General features: G+C 70.9%; 16 protein-coding genes and 1 tRNA gene. 9 read left to right on the top strand and 8 right to left on the bottom strand.

All coding sequences use genetic code 11. From position 1 onward, the window contains the following. The first annotated feature begins 110 nt into the window (after positions 1-110). Together rlmB and ABZ707_RS10440 are read left to right on the top strand one after the other, a co-directional pair. Entirely contained in the window at positions 111-1,061 is a 951-nt protein-coding gene (gene rlmB, locus ABZ707_RS10445; RefSeq protein WP_360170944.1) for a 23S rRNA (guanosine(2251)-2'-O)-methyltransferase RlmB, read from the top strand. A 248-nt stretch (positions 1,062-1,309) separates the two neighbouring features. After that, positions 1,310-2,893 carry a DoxX family membrane protein gene (locus ABZ707_RS10440; RefSeq protein ID WP_360171360.1) on the top strand — a complete coding sequence of 528 codons (1,584 nt, stop codon included), beginning with the start codon at positions 1,310-1,312 and terminating at the stop codon, positions 2,891-2,893. A gap of 210 nt (positions 2,894-3,103) precedes the next feature. On the opposite strand, the gene ABZ707_RS10435 is transcribed toward ABZ707_RS10440, so the two are convergent. The 3 genes from ABZ707_RS10435 to ugpC form a co-directional block, all read right to left on the bottom strand. Next, entirely contained in the window at positions 3,104-3,820 is a 717-nt protein-coding gene (locus tag ABZ707_RS10435; RefSeq protein WP_360170941.1) for a nucleotidyltransferase family protein, read from the bottom strand. Positions 3,821-3,858: 38 nt separating this feature from the next. Beyond that, positions 3,859-4,281 carry a hypothetical protein gene (locus ABZ707_RS10430; protein WP_360170938.1) on the bottom strand — a complete coding sequence of 141 codons (423 nt, stop codon included), beginning with the start codon at positions 4,279-4,281 and terminating at the stop codon, positions 3,859-3,861. A 233-nt stretch (positions 4,282-4,514) separates the two neighbouring features. After that, a complete protein-coding gene (gene ugpC, locus ABZ707_RS10425; protein WP_360170935.1) occupies positions 4,515-5,636 on the bottom strand; it encodes a sn-glycerol-3-phosphate ABC transporter ATP-binding protein UgpC in 1,122 nt (373 codons plus the stop codon). 330 nt (positions 5,637-5,966) lie between these two features. Here ugpC and ABZ707_RS10420 point away from each other — a divergent pair. Next, positions 5,967-6,040, top strand: a tRNA-Thr gene (locus ABZ707_RS10420). Between the two features lie 579 nt (positions 6,041-6,619). Here the strand turns inward: ABZ707_RS10420 and ABZ707_RS10415 are convergent. Then, positions 6,620-6,961 carry a hypothetical protein gene (locus ABZ707_RS10415; protein ID WP_360170932.1) on the bottom strand — a complete coding sequence of 114 codons (342 nt, stop codon included), beginning with the start codon at positions 6,959-6,961 and terminating at the stop codon, positions 6,620-6,622. Positions 6,962-7,644: 683 nt separating this feature from the next. Here ABZ707_RS10415 and ABZ707_RS10410 point away from each other — a divergent pair. The 4 genes from ABZ707_RS10410 to ABZ707_RS10395 all read left to right on the top strand — a co-directional run bounded on the left by ABZ707_RS10410 (position 7,645) and on the right by ABZ707_RS10395 (position 11,436). Next, entirely contained in the window at positions 7,645-7,938 is a 294-nt protein-coding gene (locus tag ABZ707_RS10410; protein WP_360170929.1) for a transposase, read from the top strand. Positions 7,939-8,051: 113 nt separating this feature from the next. Further along, entirely contained in the window at positions 8,052-8,267 is a 216-nt protein-coding gene (locus ABZ707_RS10405) for a hypothetical protein (RefSeq protein ID WP_360170927.1), read from the top strand. After that, positions 8,222-8,572, top strand: a complete 351-nt coding sequence (locus tag ABZ707_RS10400; protein WP_360171357.1) for a lantibiotic dehydratase C-terminal domain-containing protein — start codon at positions 8,222-8,224, stop codon at positions 8,570-8,572. Before ABZ707_RS10405 ends, ABZ707_RS10400 begins: the two co-directional genes overlap by 46 nt. Before the next feature lie 434 nt (positions 8,573-9,006). Next, positions 9,007-11,436, top strand: a complete 2,430-nt coding sequence (locus tag ABZ707_RS10395; RefSeq protein ID WP_360170924.1) for a SpoIIE family protein phosphatase — start codon at positions 9,007-9,009, stop codon at positions 11,434-11,436. A 26-nt stretch (positions 11,437-11,462) separates the two neighbouring features. Here the strand turns inward: ABZ707_RS10395 and ABZ707_RS10390 are convergent, their stop codons facing one another. Further along, on the bottom strand, positions 11,463-12,854 hold the full coding sequence (locus tag ABZ707_RS10390; protein ID WP_360170921.1) for an FAD-dependent oxidoreductase: 1,392 nt from the start codon (positions 12,852-12,854) through the stop codon (positions 11,463-11,465). After that, positions 12,851-13,507: a rhomboid-like protein gene (locus ABZ707_RS10385; RefSeq protein ID WP_360170918.1), complete on the bottom strand. Its 657-nt coding sequence runs from the start codon at positions 13,505-13,507 to the stop codon at positions 12,851-12,853. Before ABZ707_RS10385 ends, ABZ707_RS10390 begins: the two co-directional genes overlap by 4 nt. Before the next feature lie 237 nt (positions 13,508-13,744). Here ABZ707_RS10385 and ABZ707_RS10380 point away from each other — a divergent pair, with 237 nt between their 5' ends. Next, on the top strand, positions 13,745-14,221 hold the full coding sequence (locus ABZ707_RS10380) for a GNAT family N-acetyltransferase (RefSeq protein WP_360170915.1): 477 nt from the start codon (positions 13,745-13,747) through the stop codon (positions 14,219-14,221). Positions 14,222-14,269: 48 nt separating this feature from the next. Here the strand turns inward: ABZ707_RS10380 and ABZ707_RS10375 are convergent, their stop codons facing one another. Further along, a complete protein-coding gene (locus tag ABZ707_RS10375) occupies positions 14,270-15,841 on the bottom strand; it encodes an MFS transporter (protein WP_360170912.1) in 1,572 nt (523 codons plus the stop codon). 123 nt (positions 15,842-15,964) lie between these two features. Then, complete coding sequence (locus ABZ707_RS10370; protein WP_360170909.1) at positions 15,965-16,963, bottom strand: zinc-binding dehydrogenase; 999 nt, start codon at positions 16,961-16,963, stop codon at positions 15,965-15,967. Positions 16,964-17,141: 178 nt separating this feature from the next. Between ABZ707_RS10370 and ABZ707_RS10365 the strand changes: the two genes are divergently transcribed. Further along, complete coding sequence (locus ABZ707_RS10365) at positions 17,142-17,828, top strand: pentapeptide repeat-containing protein (RefSeq protein WP_360170906.1); 687 nt, start codon at positions 17,142-17,144, stop codon at positions 17,826-17,828. Positions 17,829-17,887: the final 59 nt, after the last annotated feature.

The following is a 17,887-nucleotide window of genomic DNA, read 5'->3' as shown; positions in this document are numbered from 1 at the left end:
GCACCGTTACGTACGCTGAGACACACATGAACGCCCCGCGTACGGCTCGTACGCACGTCTGACACGTCTGACACGTCGGAAACAACCAGAAGCAACGAAACAGGTAGGTCATGGCCGGGAACAGCCAGCGCAGGAACCGCCGCACGTCCAACAAGAAGGGCGCGCAGGTCGGCAGCGGTGGCAAGCGACGCCGCGGCCTTGAGGGCAAGGGCCCCACGCCGCCCGCGTCCGCCCGCAAGGGCCATGTCCAGAACCGCGCCGCCAACGCCAAGGCCCGCCAGACCGCCCGGCGCCAGATCGCCCGCCGCGGCGGCAAGGGCACCAGCGAGATGGTCGTCGGCCGCAACCCCGTCTTCGAGGCGCTGCGCGACGGCGTGCCCGCGACGACCCTCTACGTCCAGCAGTTCATCGACAACGACGAGCGCGTCCGCGAGGCGCTCCAGCTCGCGGCCGACCGCGGCGGCATCCACCTGATGGAGGCCCCCAAGCCCGAGCTGGACCGGATGACCAACGGCCTCAACCACCAGGGTCTCGTCCTCCAGGTCCCGCCCTACGAGTACGCGCACCCCGACGACCTCGCGGCCGCCGCCTTCGACGAGGGCGAGGACCCGCTGATCGTGGTCCTCGACGGCATCACCGACCCGCGCAACCTCGGCGCCGTCGTCCGCTCCGTCTCCGCCTTCGGCGGCCACGGTGTCGTCGTACCTGAGCGGCGCGCCGCCGGTATGACCGCAGGTGCCTGGAAGTCCTCGGCCGGTACGGCGGCCCGTACACCGGTCGCCCGCGCCACCAACCTCACCCGCACCCTGGAGGCGTACCAGAAGGCCGGCCTGCTGGTCGTCGGCCTCGCGGCGGACGGCGATGCAGAGGTCGGCGACCTCGAAGCCCTCGGCGGTCCCGTGGTGATCGTCGTCGGCAGCGAGGGCAAGGGCCTGTCCCGGCTGGTCGGCGAGACCTGCGACTTCCGGGTACGGATCCCGATGCCGGGCGGCGCGGAATCACTGAACGCCGGAGTCGCGGCAGGAGTGGTCCTGTACGAGGCGTCCCGCCGCCGCGTCTGAGGCCGGACGCGACTCCCGCCGGGGCCCTGACCAGGGCCCGCCCGACTCCGCGACAGGGTCTCGCCGCGGACTCGGGCGCCTTCGCCGGCCCCCGGGGCCACCACCCGAACGGCCCTGCTTGGTGATCTTGACGGGCCTCGGACATTTCCCGCGCGTCAAGGCAGTGTCCTAAACACAAGTCACTCGGTTAGATGAGTGTGGACACCAGAACGCCCCGGCCCGGGTTCGATGATCAGCCCCCGCTGAGCATGCTCAAAGTGGACTCCGATCCCGCGCAGGTCATCGTGAACCACGCCAGCTTCCGGGTGAAGCTCGCATCGGCCCAGCGCCCCAGCACCGTACGCATCCCCGCCATGAGCGGCGCCGGCGGGACGGCGCGCCGCCGGGCCCCCGTCGTCTGGAGCGGAAAGTCCGAGCCGGGCGACCCCGGAGCGACCCGGCTCCTCCAGGCCGTACGGAACTCCTCCGTGCTGCCGCCGCGCGGCGGCTACCACGACGTGCCGGAGAGGGGATACGACACGGGCGCCACCCAGGTCATCCCCCGGCTCGACCTCGACGACGACAGTACGATGCCGACCCCGCTCGTCGGCGGCGGGCGGCCCCGCACCGCGGGGGCCCCGCTGCTGCCGCCGATGCGGCAGGCCGTCGGCGCGTACGACCTGCCCGAGCCGGAGCCGTACGACACCGCGGACCTCGGCCTCGGCCGGGGCTTCGGGGGCGACTTCACCGACCGGTCCCGACCGCAGCGGCACGCGGCGGGCGGCGCCCGGGCCGCCGACGCCGCCACCGTCCGGCACGCCTACTACCCCGGCCGCCGGATGAACCTCGGCGTCGTGCTGCTCCCGCTCCGTGTCTTCCTCGGCTTCATCTCCATCTACGCCGGCATGGGCAAGCTCTGCGACCCCGTCTACTTCGACGGCGGCGAACGCGGCTCCATGGTCAAGTGGCTGAACTCGCTGCACCCGTGGGCCCTCGCCGAACCCCTCAGGGATTTCGCGCTGTCCCATCCCGTCGGCGCGGGCCTCAGCATCTCCTTCCTCCAGATCGTGGCGGGCGTACTCACCGTCCTCGGACTCTGGCAGCGGGTCGCCGCCTGCCTCGGCGCGCTGCTGTCGGCCGCACTGCTTCTCACGGTGAGCTGGCACACCGTCCCGGCGTACGACGCGCCGGACATCATCTATCTCGCCGCCTGGTCCCCGCTGATCATCGCGGGCGCGCCCGTCTACTCCATCGACGGACGCCTCGCGGGCGAGGCGTGGCGCAAGCTCGGACCACGCTCGGACATCTGGGACCTGCGGTCCCATGTGCTGCGCCGGGGCGCCGCCGTCGCGACCGTCGTCATCGGCCTCACCCTGCTGATCGGTTCGGTCCTCGGCGGCGCCGTGCGCTCCTCCGACATGGTCACCGTGCCGGGCCCCAACCACGACCCGGTGAACCAGCTTCCCGGTGTGCCGCTGCCCGAGACCCCGCGCGGCGGTCGCAGCAGCGCGCCCGGCGGCGACACGAAGAGCGGCAAGCCGTCGGAGCCGTCCGCGACCAGCTCCGGCAGCCCCTCGGCCGAGCAGTCCACGCCGGACCAGGGCGGTGTCCGGGAGACCGGCGGCGCCGGCACCGGGCAGAGCCGGCAGCAGCCCAGCGAGACCCAGGGCACGGGCCGGGAGCCCTCGCAGCCGGTCGAGCAGGCCCCGCCGCCGTCCAGCAGCCAGGGACCGTCCTCCTCGGGCGGACCGGGCGACGGCGGTGGAAGCGGGGGCGGTGACGGCGGCGGATCCGGCGGAGGCTCCTCCTCCGGCGGCAGCAACAGCAACCCCATCGGTGGCCTTCTCGGCTGACGCCGGGGCACGGACGAAGGGGCGGCCACCGGTGAGGGTAGGCCGCCCCTTCCCCCGCGCCCGGGGGCCGTCGCCAGGTCTCCGTACGGCGGGATTACGTACCGAGGTTCGCGTACGGCGCGGTTTGCGTACAGCGGGCTGCGTGCAGCAGGTGTCCGTACGGCGTCCCGTACCGCGGTTTCCGTACGGCGGGGTCCTCCGGGTGTGGCCTCAGCGGGCCGTGGCGCCAAGCTCCTTGGCGGCCTCGGTGAGGTCCTTCGCCGTGTCGATGGCCCGCCAGTACGCGCCGTTCGGCAGCGGATAGCCCGCCAGCCTCCGCTCACGCGCCAGCCGGGGAAATGTCGTCCGCTCATGGTCGCCGCGGTCCGGCAGCAGCTCGACGAACGCAGCGGAGAACACATACACGCCGGCGTTGATCAGATAAGGCGACGGGGGCGACTCGATGAAGTCCAGGACATGGCCGAACTCATCGGTCTCGACAGCGCCCCAGGGAATCCGCGGCCGGGCCAGCGCCAGTGTGGCCGTGGCATCACGCTCGCCGTGGAACGCCGCCATGTCGCGCAGCGAGAAACGCGTCCAGATGTCGCCGTTGGTCGCGTACCAGGGCCGCTCGGGCTCCGGCAGCCCCGCGGCGGCGTACTTGAGGCCCCCGCCACGGCCCAGGGGCTCGGGCTCCACCACGGTGGTCACACGCAGCGGTAGGTCGGCCGAGTCCAGCCACTCCTGGAGGACTTCGGCGAGATGGCCGCACGAGATGACGGCGTCGGTCACGCCCTCGGCGGCCAGCCAGGCAAGCTGATGGCCGATGATCGGGGTCCCCGTACCGGGAATCTCGACCATCGGCTTGGGACGGTCATCGGTGTACGGGCGCAGCCGCGACCCCTGGCCGCCCGCGAGGACCACGGCCTGCGTCGGAAACGTATGCATGCCGTGAACGATAGGCGGGGCGGACAGGGCGGCGGCGGTCAGCTCCCCGCGGTCTGCTGGGACACCCCGTAAGCGAACGACGTGTCGCAGACGGGACGCGAGAACGACTGCGCGCGGGTGGGACCGTACGTCGCGACGGCGGCGCGGCCCAGGGCGCGGGCGATCGACATGCAGTGCCTGGCGAGCGACGGGCGCTCCTCGACCTGGCGCTGAAGATGTGTCAGGGCGATCCCGGGGTCCTTCTCCTGGAGCTCCGCGAGCAGCTTGTCGCGCAGAATGTCCTGCGGGGCACGGGACTTGGCCCGGACCGAGGCGGTGTCCGAGGAAGCGGTCAGGATCTGCGACTCGGAGGTGCTGGACGCCCACGGAACACGGGCGACCGCGAGGGTCCCGGAGAGCACCAGGACGACGGGCAGTACGAAAGCAAGAGTTCGGCCGATACGGCGGGCAGTGTGGGTCACGCAGCGAGCGTAGCGGCCAGTGATGATTTGGCGACATTTAGTCACTCGCCCGAGGGATGGTTCGAGAGGTTTTTTCGAATGGGGTGTTGACGACCCCTGTCCGAAATGGTCGCTGTGTCAGGGTATTTATCGACAGACGCACACGGCCCCGCACCGGAGTGCGGGGCCGTGCGGACGATTTCGCGCCGTTGTCCGGCGCGGGCGCGTCAGTGGTTTGAACCGGCTGAGGGCTGTCAGTCGGTGAGGCGCTCGCCCGTCGACGTGGAGAAGACGTGCGTCTCGCCCGCCTGCGGCACGACGTGCAGCTTGGCGCCCTTCTCCGGCACGGCGCGGCCGTTGACGCGGACCACGAGGTCCTTCTTCTCGCTGCCGAGGTCAGCGGTGCCGTAGACGTAACCGTCGGCGCCCAGCTCCTCGACGACGTTGACCGTCACGGCCAGACCGGCCGGGGCGTCCTTGGAGAGCGCGTCGGTGGCGCTCTCCCCGGCGATGTCGAAGTGCTCGGGGCGGACACCGACCGTGACGGTCTTGTCACCCTTGTCCGCGGCGGCGGCGAGCGCCTCGCGGGAGACCGGGACGACGCTGTTGCCGAACTTCACACCGCCGTCGATGATCGGTACCTCGACCAGGTTCATGGCCGGGGAGCCGATGAAGCCGGCGACGAAGAGGTTGGCCGGGCGGTCGTACATGTTGCGCGGCGAGTCCACCTGCTGAAGCAGACCGTCCTTGAGGACCGCGACCCGGTCGCCCATGGTCATGGCCTCGACCTGGTCGTGGGTCACGTACACCGTGGTGATGCCGAGACGGCGCTGGAGCGACGCGATCTGCGTACGGGTGGAGACACGGAGCTTGGCGTCGAGGTTCGACAGCGGCTCGTCCATGAGGAACACCTGCGGCTCACGCACGATGGCACGGCCCATCGCCACACGCTGGCGCTGACCACCGGAGAGCGCCTTCGGCTTGCGGTCCAGGTACTCGCTGAGGTCGAGGATCTTCGCGGCCTCTTCGACCTTCTTGCGGATCTCCGCCTTGTTCACACCGGCGATCTTCAGCGCGAAGCCCATGTTGTCGGCGACGGACATGTGCGGGTACAGCGCGTAGTTCTGGAACACCATGGCGATGTCCCGGTCCTTCGGCGGCAGGTGCGTGACGTCGCGGTCACCGATGCGGATGGCGCCGCCGTTGACGTCCTCAAGACCCGCGAGCATGCGCAGGGAGGTCGACTTGCCACAGCCGGAGGGCCCGACCAGTACGAGGAACTCGCCGTCCGCGATCTCGATCTCGAGCTGATCGACGGCGGGCTTGGTGGAACCCGGGTAGATACGGGTTGCCTTGTCGAAAGAAACGGTTGCCATGGCGCTGTCTTCCCCTCACCGGCAGGAACGTGCCGGACGATCCGAGTAAAGGAATGGGTCTCCCGCCGGAGGGCGGAAGATGGGTCTAGTCCACCTGGGTGAACTGGAGGTGACGGTACCCCCGGATCAGGGATCTGTCAGTAGTCCGGGGACGGTGACATTGCTGACCCCGGTGCCGACCCCGCCCCGTCGGCGCCGTCGCGGCGCCCTCGCGGCGCCCTCATGGGGCCCTCGTGGCCTTCGCCGGGGCGCCCAACTTCGGTGGCTGGGGCGGCCGGGCGCTGTGTAGAGTGTCAGAACCTTCGCGTGTGGCTTTTGCGTGCGGGAAATGCCTCCTTAGCTCAGATGGCCAGAGCAACGCACTTGTAATGCGTAGGTCGTCGGTTCGAATCCGACAGGGGGCTCCGGGTGAACCCCAGGTCAGGCCCCTGACCTGGGGTTTTCTGTTGCTCCGGGCAGGACGTGCCGCACGGCGGGGAGGCTGTGACGGGGCGTGCGTGAGCGGAGGACCGGCGGGCCCTGCTTCGTGCGCTTTTCAGGTTCGGCTTCTGTTCGATCGTGGCCCGCGCCTTCTTGGCATTCTTGGCCCGCTGGGACTTCTTCCGGGCCTTCTCCGCCGTGCGGGCGGCCTTCTCCGCCTCGGCCCTGCGTTGGAAAGGAACCAGCCTCGCGGTGGCCTCGGCCGCGCTCTTGCCGACGTGGGGGAGGGCGCTCTGGTAGGTGTCCCACGTGATCCGGGTGTCGCTGTGCCCGAGGGCGTCGGAGACGATCATGACGAGGATCCCCGGTGGCAAAGGAAGTACAGGCAAAGGAAGTACAGCCCGCAGCCCTGCTCGAACTCATCGACGCCGGCGACGGCTCGACTGCCTGACCCGCACGTGACGATGCCCTCAGCCCGAGGTAAGCGGGCTGGGGGCATCTGTGCGTCAGGGCATGGGGTCAGGCCGCCGGCTTCGTGTGGGTCACCGGCGGACAAGTGGCCGTCAGGGGTAGTAGATCCCCCGACGGACGTGCTGCTGCGCGCCGTTCGCTCCGTTCTGTACCCAGACCTTGACGTTGACCGTCTCTCCTGGGAGCGGGTTGGGGTACAGCCTGCCCTCGTCGCATGTCCCGGCGGTACCTGCGGCTGTCAGTGTGATGCTGTCGTATGAGGTGGAGATTGTCGCCATGGCCCTCATGCCGTCCGGGGCGTCGTCGCAGACCTCCCACAGGAAGCCGGCGTCCCGTGTCAGCCAGACGGTGGCGGATCCGTTGGCGTTGGGCAGTTGGAAGTCGTATGCGTAGGCCGGAGAGGTGGCGATGCCGGCGATAAGCGCTGCACACATGGCTGATCCTGCAAGGAGACGTTTGATCTTCAACGGGTTCCCTCTCTGGATTTTCGTGTACGAGGTGTGAGATGGCGGTTGACTCATGGGCCGGGGGTCGGCGGTGGTGAGTCCCGCCCGTTCCGTTGGTGATCGCGTGCGCTCACAGTGCCCGGCCGACAACGCGTCATCCAAGGGAATGGCCTCCGCCGCAAACCCTCAGGTCATGCCCGCCTTCGGGTGGCCGAGGCGGGGTGGCGACGGCGAGGGTGCCCAGCAAGGCGGCGCCGGACAGGGTGATGGCTACTCTGCGGCCAGGGCCTGTTGCGAAAGCCTCGCCCGGCCCGCGATGCCTGGCCCGCACGCTCGCCGCGTTGCCGGAGTCGTCCGAGTACGTCCCGTACGCGAACGATCCTCCGCCTCGCGATCGCACACACCAGACGCCGCGGGCCCCGCCCTCCGGGCGGACGGCGCTACTTTCGCAACACGCCCAGTGCCTGGTCCCATGATCGACCTCTCGTGTGGGTGGCGCCGCGCTGTCTGGTGTAAGGCTTGGCGGCGCCGCTGAGGGGAGCATGCCGATCGGGCCTTGCGGAAACCTTGAACAATCCTTGGATCACCCAGCGTTCTGAAGCTTCCCCTTGATCGTGGACACCTGAACACCTGGAGACTGGGACCTGAGGTTCCAGAGGAAGTAGCACCAAGTGGGAAGCGAGTACACGAAGCGGTGCACCGAGGAGTTCAAGCGCGACGCGATCGCGCTCGTCGGCTCCTCGGGCAAGGCGGTCACCGTCGTGGGCCGGGAACTCGGCATCAGCTCCGAGTCCCTGCGCGGCTGGTACCGCAAGGCCGAGGCCGAGGCCGAGGCCGACCGGGGCGAGGGCCGGGGCGGCGAGCTGGCCAGCGCCGGGCGTGAGGAACTGCGGCGGCTGCGGCGGGAGAACCGCGAACAGCAGCGGACGATCGAGAGCCTGAAAAAGCGGCTGCCTTCTTCGTGAAGGAGAATGACCGGTGAGCGAGTTCTACCGGTTCATCCACACGGAGAAGGCAACTACCCGATCACGTTGCTGTGCCGGGTACTGAAGGTCGCTCGCTCCTCCTCCTACGCGTGATGCGCGAGCGCGACATCCGGGGCGTCACCCGGCGCAAGAACCACTCGCTGACCCGGCCGGACAAGAAGGCGAAGCCGGCCCCGGACCTGATCGGCCGTGACTTCCACGCCGAGCGTCCCGGGATCAAGGCCGGTCGACGACAAGATCACGGGGAAACCTCACCCGGCATCTGCACCTGCCCACCGCCGCCCGCTCGGCCCACGACCGGGTCCTGACCGACGTCATCGGCCCCACGACCCGTGAACTCCCGCCCGGCAGACCGTGGTTCTTCATCCGTTACGGGCAGGCGGGCCCGCATCTGCGGCTGCGTATCGGGGACCTCTCCCCGGACGCGTACGCCGCGACGGAGGCGGCCCTGCGGACCCGGCACAGCGCGGCCTGTCGGCTCGCTCCCGGCGAGGAGCCGCTGGCCGAGAAGGAGTACCTGGACGGCGCCGCCCGGCTCGCCGCGGCGGGGGAGACCGGACCGAACGCGAGCGTCCGGTCCCTGCTCGCGCCCGGCGTCCACCGCGCCACGTGACGCCGCTGCCCACGGCGTAGATCAGACAGTCGTAGCCGACCGTCCCGCTGCTCTTCGGCGTCACCATGCGCGCGCTTTGCGACAGCTCCACGCGGAGTGACGTGATGCGCACACGGCGCGACGGAAATCCCGTTGCCTTTTGTCGCGGGTTCGGGGGTCGGTGAGGGGAATCGGTGGGCAGGGGAGCGCGCATGGTGCGGCGGGTCTCCGTCGGCCCCGGTGGGTGACGGGGCGCCGGTCGTGGGGCCCGTTCTGCGAGATGGGCGGGCGGAGGAGATCCCGGGGTTGATTCTTGTGTGGACACCCGGGCGCGTGGATCGCGGGATAAACCCATTAAAGTCTCCATTACCACCCATATGTATACAATAGAATGACCGGCTTTACCGTATGGCTGGTTTGGGCTGTACGGGAGGCACCTCGCAGGCGGGATGGCCATGGTGGACAACCCTGAGCGCGTGTTCCCCGACGTGCGGACGGACGCGGCCACAGCGGTCGTGGACGAGAAAGGAGCGGTGACCGGCTGGACGCCCGCAGCCGAACGGCTGACGGGTTATTCGGCCGCGGAGCTGATGGGCCGGCCGGCCGGGGCGCTGTTGTTCTCCGCGGAGCGTCTGCTGAAGACCCTGGCGGCACGGGAGTGCCGTACCCGGGGCGGCTGGTGCGGTCGTGCCGCGCTCCGCCACCGCGACGGCCGCAGGATCGATACGTGCCTGCGGGTGTCGCCGCTCTCCGGGGCGGCGGGAGTCACGTCCTGGCTGGTCTCGGCGACCGGCATGCCCGGGGCCCCGCCCGGTCCGGCGAGCGGACTGGAGTCGATGCTGGCCGGTGCGCCGATCGGAGTCATCGTCCGTGATCTGGAACTCCGCTGCACCTGGGTCAACGATGTCCTGGAGCAGCAGGACGGCATCCCCCGTGCGGAGAGACTGGGGCGCCGGCTGACGGAGTCGCTGCCCGGCGTCGCCGAGGCCGAGACGGTCGAGGGCGTCATGCGGCGCGTGCTGCACACCGGCAGCCCGGTGATCGACTTCGAGTTCCGGGCCTGGGTGCCGGTGGACCGCCATCGCAGGCGCGCCTTCTCCGTCTCGTTCTTTCGCCTGGAGGACGCGGAGGGCCGGCCGATGGGCGTGTGCGCCATGTGGGTGGACGTCACCCGCAGGGAGCGGGCGCGTGAACGGCTGGCGATCCTCAACGAGGCCAGTACGCGGATAGGCACCACCCTGGACGTCATGCGGACCGGGCAGGAGCTGGCCGATCTCGCGGTGCCGCTCTTCGCCGACTTCGCCGCCGTGGACCTCTCGGACTCGATTCCGCGCGGTGAGGAGCCGGCCCGGCCGGGGACAACGGCCGGGCGCGTCGCGGTGGTCTGCCGGGCCGGTATGGCATCGGTCCGCCGGGGAGCGCCGGAGGCCATGTGGGAACGGGGCGCGGAGGTCTTTGTCCCGCCCGCCTCGCCGTTCGCCCGCGTGCTGTCCTGCGGGAAGTCCCGCCTGGAACCGGTCGTGGACACCTCTCCCGGCTCGTGGTTCGGCCAGGACCCCGCACGGGTGGAGAAGATCCGTGAGTCCGGGATGCACTCCTGCATGTATGTGCCGATCCAGGCACGCGGCAGGATCCTGGGTGTGGCGTTCTTCGCGCGTACGGAGGACCCGGTGCCGTTCGAGGAGGACGATCTGCTCCTCGCCGAGGAACTCGTCAGCCGGGCGGCGCTGTCGCTGGACAACGCCAACCGGTACACCCGCGAACGTGCCACGGCCTTCGCGCTCCAGCGCAATCTGCTGCCGCAGCGCCTGGCCGGCGGCACCGCCGTCGACGTCGCCTCGCACTACATGCCGGCCGACAGCCGCCATGGCGCGGGCGGCGACTGGTTCGACGTGATCCCGCTGTCCGGCGCCCGGGTCGCCCTGGTCGTCGGCGATGTGGTCGGGCACGGCATCAACGCGGCGGCGACCATGGGGCGGCTGCGTACCGCCGTGCACACCCTCGCGGACATGGACCTGCCGCCCGACGAACTGCTGGCCCACCTGGACGACCTGGCGATCCGTCTCATCGGAGAGGACGTCGACGACAACGGCACGGCCACCGCGTTCCTCGGAGCCACCTGCCTCTATGTCGTCTACGACCCGGTCACCAGGCACTGCTCGATGGCCCGGGCCGGCCACCCCCCGCCCGCGATCATCGGCCCGGACGGCCAGGTCACCTTCGCCGACCTTCCCGCCGGAACGCCGCTCGGCCTCGGCCTGGTGCCCTTCGAGGCGGTGGAGCTGGAACTGCCCGAGGAGAGCACCCTCGCCCTCTACACCGACGGCCTGGTCGAGACCCGCGAACAGGACATCGACGCCGGAATGCGCCGCCTCCGCGCCGTCCTGGCACAGCCCGGCCTGCCGCTGGACGAACTGTGCTCGACCGTGGTCGATTCGCTGCCGTCCCCGGCGCCGTACGACGACGTCACCCTGCTCCTCGCCCGGACCCGCACCCTCAGCCCGAGCCAGACGGTCTCCTGGGAACTGCCGACCGACCCGGCCGTCGTCCGTACCGCCCGGTCCCTGGCCCTCCGGCAGCTCAGTCTGTGGGGACTCCAGGAACTGGCCACGACCACCGAACTGATCGTCAGCGAGCTGGTCACCAACGCCATCCGCCACGCCACCGGTCCCATCGGCCTGCGGCTGATCCGGCATCAGCTCCTGACCTGCGAGGTCCATGACACGAGCAACAGCGTCCCGCGGCTGCGGCACGCCCGGACCACCGACGAGGACGGCCGGGGTCTCTTCTTGGTGGCGCAGATGTCCCACCGACGGGGCACCCGCTACACGGCGGACGGCAAAACCGTGTGGGCCGAACAGGAACTGACCCCGCAGCCCGCTTAGGACGCGAGGTCCGCCGGGACGCGAGGTCAGCGCCCCGAGACACGGTCGGCGAACCGGGCCATACGGCTGGTGACGGCGGTCGCGGCCGTGGACTCACGGCGGTCGGCGGCGCGGTAGGCCGCGTACATGCCGTGGACGCCGAGCCAGCGGAAGGGCTCCGGTTCCCATGAGCGGACCTTGTGGTTGACCCAGGGCAGGGTGGTGAGTTCGGTGGCTCCCGACTGGCCCGAGTCCTGCTGGATCAGGTCGCGCAGGGTGCGCGCGGCGAGATTGGCGGTGGCGACTCCGGAGCCGACGTAGCCGCCCGCCCAGCCGAGGCCGGTGGTGCGGTCGAGGGTGACGGTGGCGCACCAGTCGCGGGGGACGCCCAGGACGCCGGACCAGGCGTGGTCGACGCGGGCTCCGGCGGTGGCGGGGAAGAAGCGGACAAGGAGATCGCGGAGGGCTTCGACGGTGGCGGCCCCCGTGCGGCCGTCGTTGTCGGTCTTCGAGCCGTAGCGGTACGGGTGGCCACGGCCACCGAGGGCGATGCGGTCGTCGGCGGTGCGCTGGGCGTACATGTACGCGTGGGCCAGGTCGCCGAGGGTTTCGCGGCCGTCCCAGCCGATGGTGTCCCAGACGCTGTCGGGCAGGGGCTCGGTGGCGATCATGGAGGAGTTCATGGGCAGCCAGGTGCGGCGGGCGCCTTTGAGCGCCGCTGTGAAGCCCTCCGTGCAGCGCAGGACGTACGGGGCGCGGACGGTGCCGTAGGGGGTGACGGCGTGTTGGGGCCTGATCTCGGTGACGGGCGTCGATTCGTGGATGGTGACGCCGAGTGCCTCGACGGCGGCGGCGAGACCTTTGACCAGCTTGGCGGGGTGCAGCCGGGCGCCGTGCGGGGTCCAGCTCGATCCCACGGCCCCGCTGACCCGGACGCAGTCGGCGGTCTCGCGGGCGCCGCGCAGGATCCGGTCGGTCTCGCCGAAGGCTGTTTCGACGGAGTGGAAGGCCCTGAGGCGGCTGAGCTGGGCGGGGGTGCGGGCGACTTCGAGGACGCCGCCCTGGTGGATGTCCGCGTCGATGTTCTCGGCGGCGGCGGTGCGGATGACTTCGGCGACCGTGTCGTTCATGGCCCGCTGGAGGCGTACGGCGGCGTCGTGGCCGTGCAGCCGGGCGTAGCGGTCACGGCCCGCGATGCCGTTGTAGAGCCAGCCGCCGTTGCGTCCGGAGGCTCCGTAGCCGCAGAACGTGCTCTCCAGGACGGTGATGTTGAGGAAGGGGACGGCCTTTTTGAGGTAGTAGGCCGTCCAGAGGCCGGTGTAGCCGCCGCCGACGACACAGACGTCGGCGGTGGCGTCGCCGGGGAAGGGCTCCCGTGGTGCGGGTATGCCGTCCTGCGCGTACCAGAAGGAGATACCGCCGTTGATCGTGCTGGTCATGAGGGTGTTCGTACACCGCTCTCCACACCTTTGTCGAGGCTTTGGCGGGGGCCGTGGGCGGGCGTGAGGGGGTAGCAGGCGAGGCCGATCAGCACGGCGGTGAGGTGTCCGATGTCGGTGAAGGTGCGGCCGGTGATGAGGGGCGCGCCGTAGAAGACCGCGACGGCGGTGATGTAGGGCAGGTTCCAGGGGCGGGGCACGCGGTGGATGAGGATCCCGGCGATGCCGGCGAGGGCGTAGCTGACGCCGACGTCGAGGGTGTTGACGGCGGACTGCGGGGCGTGGCCGTGGTGGATGGCCCAGCCGAGGACGCCTTCGCTGATGAGGGTGGCGCCGATGTGGGCGGCGGCGACGACGGCGAGCCAGCGGGGTGTGCCCAGCCAGCGTTCGGCGGGGGCGTGGAGCGCGGTGTAGAGCAGGGCGTACGGGAGCCAGCTCCCGCCGTCGATCCAGAAGGCGCTGGTGATGAGGACGCGGACGGGGTTGACGGACAGCTCGTGGATGTTGGTGGAGTGCTGGAGCAGGAGTTCCCTTTCGAACTCGGGCGACATGTGGTGGAGCGCGACGGTGGTGACGAAGAGGGCGGCCAGCCAGAGGTAGGTGCCGGGCGCGCTGGTGATCCAGGCGCGGATCTTGGGGTGAATGCGGCGCATGGGCAGATTCACGCACGGTCGTGGGATCCGCGCGTGATGGACATTCCGGCGGGGCCGGCGGAAACACGGTCGAAGCACCCGGGTGAGGTGGGGCGCGCGGGCCCGGACGCCGGGGCGGGTGCTCCGGAACAGCGGGTGGCGGATGCGTGACGGAGCGCGGACAGGGGATCCGGTCCGGATATGTCCGTCGCTCGGTCGCTGTTGGCGCGGTGGGGACGGAGCGGGCAGGCTGCGGTCATGATTCGAACTGCCACAGAGGCCGATGTTCCGGTGATCCACGCGATGATCCGGGAGCTGGCCGCATACGAGAAGGCCCTGGACGAGGCGCGGGCGACCGAGGCGCAGCTCCATGAGGCGCTGTTCGGGGAGCGGCCGGCGGCGTTCGCGCACATCGCGGAGTCTGAGGACGGGGAGCCGGTCGGCTTCGCGCTGTGGTTCTTGAATTTCTCGACCTGGCGCGGGGTGCACGGGCTGTATCTGGAGGACCTGTACGTACGTCCGGAACGGCGCGGCGGCGGGCACGGCAAGGCGCTGCTGACGGAGCTGGCGCGGATCTGTGTGGAGCGCGGCTATGAGCGGCTCGAATGGTCGGTGCTGGACTGGAACGAGCCGTCGATCGCCTTCTACCGGTCGCTGGGCGCGCGACCGCAGGACGGGTGGACGGTGTTCCGGCTGACGGACGAGGCCCTGGCCGAGCTGGGCGGGGCCCGGTAGCCGCCGAGCCCGCCCGGGGCCCGGGGATCCGTTCCGGCACGGCGCCGCTCAGGCGGGCGGCCGGACCGCGGCGGGTTCCGGCCGCGCTTCGGCGGACTCGCGGTTGCTGGGGGAGCGGGCGTTGACCAGCAGTACGGCGAGGACGGCCGCGACCAGCAGGATGACCGCGGCCCAGCCGATGGCGACGGTGAAACCGTGGACGACGGCCGTGTTGACGGCATCGGTCCGCTCGGCCGGTGTGAGGTCGTTCCGCCGGGCGGGGGAGCTGAGGCGGTCGGCCAGATAGGCGCTGGTGCTGGTCGCGGCGATGGTGTTGAGCAGGGCCGTACCGATGGAGCCGCCGACCTGCTGGGCGGTGTTGACGGTGGCGGAGGCGACGCCCGCGTCCTTCGGCGGGACTCCGCCGGTGGCGGTCGCGATGGCGGGCATGAAGGTGAGCCCGAGGCCGAGGCCCAGCATCAGGGTGCCGGGCAGGATGTGGCCCGAGTAGCTGGAGTGGGTGTCGATGAACGTCAGGGAGTAGAGCCCGCCCGCGCCGAGCAGCAGTCCCGGGCCCAGGAGCAGGCGCGGCGGTACGTGGTGCAGCAGCCGTGCGGAGATCTGGGTCGAGCCGATGATGATTCCGGCGGACATCGGCAGGAAGGCCAGGCCCGTTCTGAGGGGTGAGTAGCCGAGGATGTTCTGCAGGAAGAAGGTCATGAAGAGGAACGCCCCGAAGAGACCGATGGTGGTCAGGCACATGGTGAGTACGGAGCCGCCGCGGTTGCGTTCGCTGATGACGCGCGGCGGCAGCAGCGGGCCCGGCGCGCGGGTTCCCCACCAGGTGAAGGCGGCGAGGAGCGCGATGGCGCCGCTGAGCAGGCCGAGGACGAGGGGGGCCGTCCAGCCCGCGGATTCGGCCTCGCTGAATCCGTAGACGAGCGCGACGAGCCCACCGCAGCCGAGCACGGCTCCGGGGATGTCGAGGTGTGCTCCCCGCTGGCCTGCCCGGTCGCGCAGCAGGGTGAGCGCGCCGATGACGGCGAGGACGGCGATCGGCACATTGACGTACAGGCACCAGCGCCAGGACAGGTATTCGGTGAGGACGCCGCCGAGGAGCAGGCCGATGACGGAGCCGGCGCCGGCGATGGCGCTGTAGATCCCGAAGGCTTTGGCGCGTTCTCTGCCGATGGTGAAGGTGGTGGTGAGCAGGGAGAGCGCGGACGGCGCGAGGAGGGCGGCGAAGACGCCCTGGAGCGCGCGGGCCGCGAAGAGCATGAGCGGGCCCACGGACGCGCCGCCGAGCGCGGAGGCGGCGGCGAAGCCGATGAGCCCGATGACGAAGGTGCGTTTACGGCCGACGAGGTCGGCGATCCGGCCGCCGAGCAGCAGGAGTCCGCCGAAGGCGAGGGTGTAGGCGGTGATAACCCATTGCCGGTTGCCGTTGGTGAGGCCCAGCTCGCGCTGGGCGGACGGCAGGGCGATGTTCACGATCGTGGCGTCGAGTACGACCATGAGCTGGGCGGTCGCGATGACGGCCAGTGCCCACCAGCGGTGGGCGTCGGCCTCGGTGCCCGGGGCGCCGGACGGAGGACCGGTCCTGGGGCCGGGCGGTCGGCCGGATATCGCCGGGTCGCTCATAGAGATCTTCCCTCACCGTGGATCTCCGCTGTTCAGTCCCGGCGTCTGGCCGGAAAGCTCCGCCCAGAACATCATGGATCGCCCCTTTTCGCTCCTTACTGCCCTGGACCGGGCCCCGCCGTCTCAGGGCTCCAGGACGACCTTTCCGACGGTGCCCCGCGTCTCCAGCGCCCGGTGGGCGCGCGCGGCCTCCGCGAGCGGGAAGCGCTGTACGGCGGGGCGCAGCCGGCCGGCGGCGGCCTCGGCGAGCGCGCGCTCCTCGAGTACGCGTATGTCGCCGCCCGCCTTCTCCAGCATCACGGGGCCGAGGACCGACTCCGAGGTGATGCCGCGCTCCGTCAGCTCCTCCTCGGTGAAGGACAGCGGCTCTCCGTCGTGCGGCCCCGCGCCCGACCAGCCGAAGACCAGGTGTGTGCCGCCTTTGGCGAGGAGTCCGACCGCCTCCAGGCCAATGGCCCCGCCGACGGAGTCGAAGACGACGGTCGCACCGCGGTCACCCAGATAGGCGCTCACCTCGCCGGCCCAGTCGGGCCGGGTGTAGTCGACGGCGAGGTCGGCGCCGTTCTCCGCGACGAGAGCGGCCTTCGCGGGGCCGCCCGCGAGGCCGACGACGGTGGCGCCGGCGTTCTTCGCGTACTGCACCAGCAGGGTGCCGATGCCGCCGGCCGCGGCCGGTACGAGAGCGATGTCGTCGGGGCCCAGGTCGGTGAACTGGAGGATGCCCATCGTGGTGCGGCCCGTGCCGATCATGGCCACCGCCTCGGCCTCGTCGAGTCCGGCGGGGATCTCATGGAGCCGGGTGGTGTCGGCGACGGCGAGTTCGGCGTAACCGCCGGGGACCATCCCGAGATGGACGACGACGCGCTTGCCGAGCCAGTCGGCGCCGACGCCCTCGCCGAGCGACTCGACCGTGCCGGCCACCTCGCGGCCCGGGATCGTGGGCAGCTCGCCCGGCGCGGGATAAGGGCCCGTCAGGCCCTGGCGCAGGGCGGTGTCGAGAAGGTGGACGCCGGCGGCGGCGACGGCGATCCGTACCTGGCCGGGGCCGGGCTCCGGGTCACCGGTCCGCTCGTACGTGAGGTTCTCGGCGGGGCCGAAGGCGTGGAGGCGGACGGCTTGCATACGGGCTCCCTGGGGATCGTCGGGTCGCGGGAGACCAGCGTCCGACCTCAAGTCGGCTTGAGGTCAAGCGCCCCTGGCGGTCCGGGGCCCGGCACCTGGCCCCGGCGGACGCGGTGGCCGGCGGGACGTGATCCGTGACATCGGGGACGCCGTCAGTGGTGTACGTCACCATGGGGGGATGGCACGGAAGACGACGAGGAGCGGGACGGCACCGGTGGCGGTACGCCGTGCGGAGGTTCGGCTGCCGCCGCTGAGTCCGTACCGCGGCGGCCTTGAGCCGGACGGCGATTACGACGGGCTGGAGTTCAGGGACCGGGACCTGAGCGGGCAGGGCGGCCCGGGGGCGCGGTTCATCGACTGCGCGCTGCGGGACTGCGTGCTGGACGAGACGGCGCTGGGGCGGGCGCGGTTCATCGACTGCCTGCTCAGCGGCGTCCGGGGGGTGGGCACGGAGCTGGCGGGGGCATCGCTGCGGGACGTGGAGGTGGTGGACGCGCGGCTGGGCGGTACGCAGGCCCATGGCGCGGTGCTGGAGCGGGTGCTGTTCCGCGGGGGCAAGATCGACTATCTGAATCTGCGCAAGGCCCGGCTGAAGGACGTGGTGTTCGAGGGCTGTGTGCTGTCCGAGGTGGACTTCGCGGGAGCGGAGCTGGAACGGGTGGAGTTCCGGGACTGCGTGCTCAGGCGGGCCGACTTCAGCAGCGTCCGGATGAAGGACGTCGATCTGCGGACGGTGGCCGAGCTGGATATCGCGCGCGGCTTGGACCGGCTGGCGGGCGCCGTCATCAGCTCGGCCCAACTGCTCCAGCTCGCACCGGCGTTCGCGGCCCAGATAGGTGTGCGGGTGGAGGATCCGGCGGGGTGAGGCGTGCGGCCCGGGGAGCCCGGAAGCCCGCCGGACCTTCGAAGACCCCGACCTGGGGG

This window comes from Streptomyces sp. NPDC006923 (assembly GCF_040635655.1).
Classification (GTDB): Bacteria; Actinomycetota; Actinomycetes; order Streptomycetales; family Streptomycetaceae; genus Streptomyces.
Note: the sequence above shows the minus strand (reverse complement) of the source record. Positions and strands in the feature narration are given on the sequence as shown.